The 3,696-nt window shown below is 64.6% G+C and carries 3 protein-coding genes and 1 pseudogene; all 4 read left to right on the top strand.

What is annotated here, in order from left to right:
* Positions 1-139: 139 nt before the first annotated feature.
* Positions 140-1,096: a DUF4861 family protein gene (locus tag Q0U08_RS18740; protein WP_367271164.1), complete on the top strand. Its 957-nt coding sequence runs from the start codon at positions 140-142 to the stop codon at positions 1,094-1,096.
* 14 nt (positions 1,097-1,110) lie between these two features.
* Positions 1,111-2,403, top strand: a complete 1,293-nt coding sequence (locus Q0U08_RS18735) for a DUF2264 domain-containing protein (RefSeq protein ID WP_298093244.1) — start codon at positions 1,111-1,113, stop codon at positions 2,401-2,403.
* A 68-nt stretch (positions 2,404-2,471) separates the two neighbouring features.
* On the top strand, positions 2,472-3,209 hold the full coding sequence (locus Q0U08_RS18730) for a FadR/GntR family transcriptional regulator (RefSeq protein ID WP_298093242.1): 738 nt from the start codon (positions 2,472-2,474) through the stop codon (positions 3,207-3,209).
* Positions 3,210-3,383: 174 nt separating this feature from the next.
* A pseudogene (locus Q0U08_RS18725) lies at positions 3,384-3,696 on the top strand (glycosyl hydrolase family 88); the annotation flags it as partial.

Below are 3,696 nucleotides of genomic sequence, written 5' to 3'. Positions count from 1 at the left end.
GACCGGGGCTTTTGTGCGTTCCCGACACGCCGCCACGCGCCTCATGCCCAAGATCACAGACCAGTTCCTCTCCAGCTGACAACGTGCTTGCATTCGCCATGATAGCGGATAACTTGTCATATAACTGAGGAGGGGCATCGTGATCCAGCGTGCAAAGAGCCTGTGTATGCGTGGTCTGCCGCTGACAGCGATCCTGGTCATGGCTGGTTCTGCCGGGATCGCGCAGCAGCAGGTCGCGACGCCCGTATTGCCCGTCGACAAGCCCTTACCTCCGCCGGCGACCCACAAACCCGCAGCGGTGGCGGTGCTGGCGGATTATCGCCATGACGATCTGCTGTGGGAGAACGACCGCACCGCCCATCGCATTTATGGCCACGCGCTGGAAGCGGTGGAACCGCCATCGGGATCGGGCATCGATAGTTGGGGCAAGCAGTTTGCCTGGCCCTTTGCCGATCGCCAGCTTCGCACCGGCGACCAGCATGGCTATCACGGCGAGGGCATCGACTTCTACAATGTCGGCACCGGTCGTGGGGCAGGTGGGCTGGGGATCTGGCGCGACAACAAGCTGTGGACATCCCGGAACTTCATCCGGCATCGCATTCGCGCCAGTGGCGGCGAGGCGGCGGATTTCGAGGTCGATTACGCGCCCTGGCCGATCGATGTCGGGCGCAAGGTGTGGGAAACACGACGCTTCACTTTGCCGTTGGGCACGCATTTCACCCGCATGGTATCCACCTTGTCGTCGGACAAGCCGGGTGAAATGATCGTGGGGATCGGCATCGGCAAACGGACGACCGGGCCGGTTGCAGGACAGATGAGTGCCGATCGCGCGCGTGGGGTGATGACTTGGTGGGGGCCGGAGGATGGCGCGCATGGCCGCATGGCCGTGGCGATTCGCGTGGATCCTGCAACCATCGTCGAGCAGCGTGACGATGCCGACAACCACCTGTTCCTGGTGCGGGTGAGGCCTGGCAAGCCCTTTGTCTATTTTTCGGGTTCCGCGTGGAGCAAGGGGGCCGGCGGCTTCGACACGCGCGAAAAATGGCAGGCCTATGCCGCGTCGCAGCGGCTGGATTTTTCGGTGCCGACACGATGACGGAGGGGAGAGCCATGGAACGGCGACAGGTGTTGATGGCATTGGCCGGTGGCATGGCTGGGGCGGCGGTACCCGCCGGTGCACAGGCGGTGGGTGCCCAAGCCGGAGGGACCACGAACGACGTGTCGATGCTGCCCGGTGGGGCGGAGGATCGGCGCTTCATGGTCGACCTGCTGGAGCGAATGGCAAGGCCGGTCCTCTCGCGCATGGCCAAGGGGCGGTTGCAACGGGAATGGACGCCCGAGTTGAGCCCGACCTGGGACAAGCGAAGTCCAAAGGTGGCATATATGGAGGCGTTCGCCCGGCTGATCGACGGGATCGCACCGTGGCTGGCGCTGCCGGACAGCGACGATGCCGAGGGCCGGTTGCGGCGAACCCTGCGGGAGCAGGCGTTGCAGAGTTACGTCCATTCGGTCGATCCGGCGAGCCCGGATCGGCTGGGATGGGAAGGGCATGGCCAGGCGCTGGTCGACAGTGCCTATTTTACCAGCGCGTTGCTGCGTGCACCCAAGACGCTGTGGGATCCGCTGGATGCCAAGACCAAGCAGCGGATCATCGCGGTCATCAAGGGGCTGCGCCGGATATCGCCACCCTATCAGAACTGGCTGCTGTTCGCGGCGATGAACGAAGCGTTCCTGTTCTCGATCGGCGAGGATTGGGACCCGATGCGCGTCGATATGACCGTAAAGCTGTTCGCCGGCGACTGGTATGTCGGTGACGGCTGGTATGCCGACGGCGACCGGTTCCACTTCGACTATTACAACAGCTATGTCATCCACCCGATGATGGTGCAGGTGCTGGAGGTGCTGTCTCGCGGCAAACCGTCGTTCAATAATCTGAAGCCGAGCGAAGCGTTCGAACAGGCGCGGCGGCGAATGCAGCGGTACGGCGAGCATCTGGAGCGGATTATCGGGCCGGACGGCGCCTATGCCGCAATCGGTCGGTCGCTGACGTATCGCATTGCGGCGCATCAGGTCCTGGGCGTGCTGGCGTGGCGTGGCTGGCTGCCCGAAACCTTGCCGGGGCCGCAGGTCCGTTCGGCGACGGTGATGGCGGCACGGCGGGTGTTTGCCGATCCGAGCAATTTCAACGCGGACGGTTTCCTCACCATCGGGTTTACCCGGGCGCAGCCGACGCTGGGCGACTGGTATTCCAACGCTGGCAGCATGTATATCGCGTCCGAAGGGCTGGTGGCGCTGGGGCGGCCGGCATCCGACCCGTTCTGGACGGGAGCGGCCATGCCCTGGACCATGCGGCGTGCCTATGCGGGGCAGGATTTCCGCAAGGACTATCCGGTCAACTATTGACAGAGTTGTCGATGTAAGCGTGGGGAAAGCGTGTAATCGTAGGACAAGACCGGGTGGCGAGGAGTGAGATGGTCAAGGCTTTGTCGATGGCGGATGCCCTGTTCGCGAAGCTGGAAACCAGCATCCTGGACGGGGAACTGGCGCCCGGTGCCCAGATGCCCACACAAAAAATCATCGCGGAAACCGAAAAGGTCAGCCGGACCGTGGTGCGCGAGGCGGTCGCCCGGCTGGAGGCGCAAGGGCTGGTCGTCTCCCGCCAGGGATCGGGCGTCTATGTGGCGGAGGATGCCCGCTATCGCGCGTTTCAGGTCACGCGCGACGAACTGTCCGAACTGGCTGATGTGATCCGGTTGCTGGAGATGCGGCTGGCGATCGAGGCGGAGATGGCGGCGTTCGCCGCTGCACGGCGCACCACTGAGGATGTGGGGGCGATGCGCGCAGCGTTGCGGCGTATGGCCCAGTTCAGCGACGATCCGGTGGCCGCTGCCGCCGCAGATGTGGAATTTCATCTGGCGATCGCACGCGCGACGCGAAACGATTATTTCGTGCGGTTGATCGACTTTCTGGGTCTTAGGCTGGTGCCGCCGCGCAACCTGTATCTGCGTGACAAGCCGGTGGGCGCGCACGAGGCCTATGTCGCCAAGGTGCGTGGGGAACATGAGGCGATCCTGGATGCGATCACGCGCATGGACGTGCCGCGGGCGCGTCAGGCGGCGTGGGACCATATGCAGGAAAGCCTGAACCGCCATTCCGAATTGAGTGACGGCGGCGACGATTCCGGCGCCGCCCTCCCGCGATCCATTTGACACACGGCCAACAGTTATCCTACAAATTGTTCAGCGCTCGACGATGCGCAAGAATGGGGGATGGATGCCGAGGCGGCCAGGACTGGCAGACGACGTGATGAGGCCGTCCGGTCGCCCTGTGATGCCAGCCGTTCGCCATCGGCGCCCCGCCTTTGCTGTGATGGAGAAGTGACGATGAACACGCGTCTTGCCCTGGCGCTTGGGCTGGCGTCCGTCGCCGCATGGCCCGGTACGATCCCCGCGACCGCACAAGGGGCGCCGGCGGTCGATCCGGCAGCGGTGCGCGCAACCGCAGTGAAACTGGCCGACTGGCAGCTCGGCCGACTGGACCCCAGCCATATCGCCGCGGCGACCGGTGAGACGCGCAATCCGCGCGCCTGGGAACAGGCGGTGTTCTGGGTGGGCATGACGGCGCTGGCAGATGCACCGGGCACCCCGCCGCGGATCAAGCAGGCGATCATGGACATGGGCCGCCGCAATGCCTGGC

It is taken from the genome of uncultured Sphingomonas sp. (assembly GCF_946477935.1).
In the GTDB taxonomy this organism is placed as follows: domain Bacteria; phylum Pseudomonadota; class Alphaproteobacteria; order Sphingomonadales; family Sphingomonadaceae; genus Sphingomonas.
The sequence above is the reverse complement of the archived record's forward strand: the minus strand, read 5'-3'. Positions and strand labels throughout refer to the sequence as shown.

What these genes read in the sequence shown, in the direction of transcription:
- Q0U08_RS18735 (WP_298093244.1), top strand. Translation starts at nt 1,111, where the DNA reads ATGGAACGGCGACAGGTGTTGATGGCATTGGCCGGTGGCATGGCTGGG.
- Q0U08_RS18730 (WP_298093242.1), top strand. Translation starts at nt 2,472, where the DNA reads ATGGTCAAGGCTTTGTCGATGGCGGATGCCCTGTTCGCGAAGCTGGAA.